Here is a 1,633-nt window from a genome sequence, read left to right on the forward strand (position 1 = left end):
GCCATTGTCATTAAAGGCCAACACTTACCATTCTGGCAAATGTATGCTAGATGAAGAGATTCCTGCGCAGTATAGTATGCCGCAGTGGGCGCTCAATCGTGCCGTGACGCGTGCGCACTCTATGCCCAGTCTGGCGAGCGTATTTAAGCATAGCGTAAAGAATCTATTTGATATTTATTTCGGCTTAATCCCTGTTATTTTCGCTATCGGCACCATTGGTCTGGGGCTAGCAGAGTACACGCCGGTATTTAATTGGATATCCGCGCCCCTCGTGCCAGTGCTTGAATTGTTAAAGATTCCAGAAGCGGCAGAAGCTGCGCCTGCCATGATTATGGGCTTTGCTGATATGTATCTACCAGCGTTGGTTGGTAAAAGCATTGAAAGTGAGATGACACGATTTATCGTTGGAGCGGCCTCTATTACCCAGATTATTTATATGTCTGAGGTCGGGGCGCTAATTTTGAAATCAAATATCAAGCTCAATGTGTTAGAGCTGTTTATGATCTTCATTCTCCGTACTTTAATTAGCTTAGTTATTATCACCTCAGTAGCCCATCTTCTATACTAGTTAGATATATTGATACTTAGTCAAAATTATCAGATATAACTGATGGTTTTGGCTAAGTTTGACGCGATTAATTCTACTTCTACATAGGCTTAACCAATTTTTAGTGGTTGTAAATAATAACTTTTGACTGGTGTTAAGCTATAGTTTATACAATTTAAAAAAGATAAAAAGTGACTGAGTGCCGATGTATATGTAATAACTCAAGCACGCTTAAGAGTGTAATTTTTTTATAGTGAATTGACTGTTTTTAAATAGGTTTGATATCAAGCTGATGATGGTTATTTAGTTAAAATCCGACGAAAAATATATGCTACGATTAAATGAAGCAATTCAATATATTCAAATAAAATAATGGTGTTCTTTTCACTCTAATGGACTAGATAATAATATGAATATTAACTTCCCTGACCTCGAAAAGCTGATAAAGATAGCTGAACGCTCTAACATAAATTCCTTAGAAGTAACGGATGGTGACGCGCGTATCTCTATAATATGTCGATCTGATGGCAACGAGAGTATCAGTGGTGACAACAACAATAACAATAAGCGCAATCTTGCTAGCACTTCCGGCTCAAAACAGCGAGCGAATATAAGCGCTGAGAGCAATCAAAACGATGTTGGTAATGATGACGCAGTTCTCAATAAAAAAGAGGCAAATGAAGACGCCCAAAAACAAGTAACAGCACCTATGCTAGGCACTTTTTATCGACGCTCAGAGCCTACAGCTGACGAGTTTGTTAAAGTAGGGGATAAGGTAGACAAAGGACAGACGCTATGTATTATTGAGGCTATGAAAATGATGCACGAGGTCAAAGCTGAGTTTCCATGCACTATTAAAGAGGCATTAGTTGATGAAGGTGATGTTGTAGAATATGGACAGGCCTTGTTTGTTATTGAACCAGCCAGCTAAGATTAGCGTACATTGCTTACGTACTATACTTTTTAGGAATATCAGCTTAGGAAAATCGACATGTTCTCAAAAATCTTAATTGCTAACCGTGGCGAGATTGCCTTACGCATTGTGCGAGCTTGTAAACAGTTGGGTATCCAATCAGTCATAGCCCA

2 protein-coding genes and 1 pseudogene are annotated in these 1,633 nt (G+C 39.1%); all 3 read left to right on the forward strand.

Features of this window, described 5'->3' with window-relative positions:
• Positions 1-568 (forward strand): annotated as a pseudogene (locus JMW64_RS13780) (YjiH family protein); the annotation flags it as partial.
• A 388-nt stretch (positions 569-956) separates the two neighbouring features.
• Entirely contained in the window at positions 957-1,478 is a 522-nt protein-coding gene (gene accB / locus JMW64_RS13785) for an acetyl-CoA carboxylase biotin carboxyl carrier protein (RefSeq protein WP_201555356.1), read from the forward strand.
• Positions 1,479-1,538: 60 nt separating this feature from the next.
• A partial coding sequence (locus tag JMW64_RS13790) for a biotin carboxylase N-terminal domain-containing protein (RefSeq protein WP_201555358.1) occupies positions 1,539-1,633 on the forward strand: 95 nt, incomplete at its 3' end.

Origin of the sequence: Psychrobacter immobilis, assembly GCF_904846065.1 — a bacterium.
GTDB lineage: Bacteria > Pseudomonadota > Gammaproteobacteria > Pseudomonadales > Moraxellaceae > Psychrobacter > Psychrobacter immobilis_H.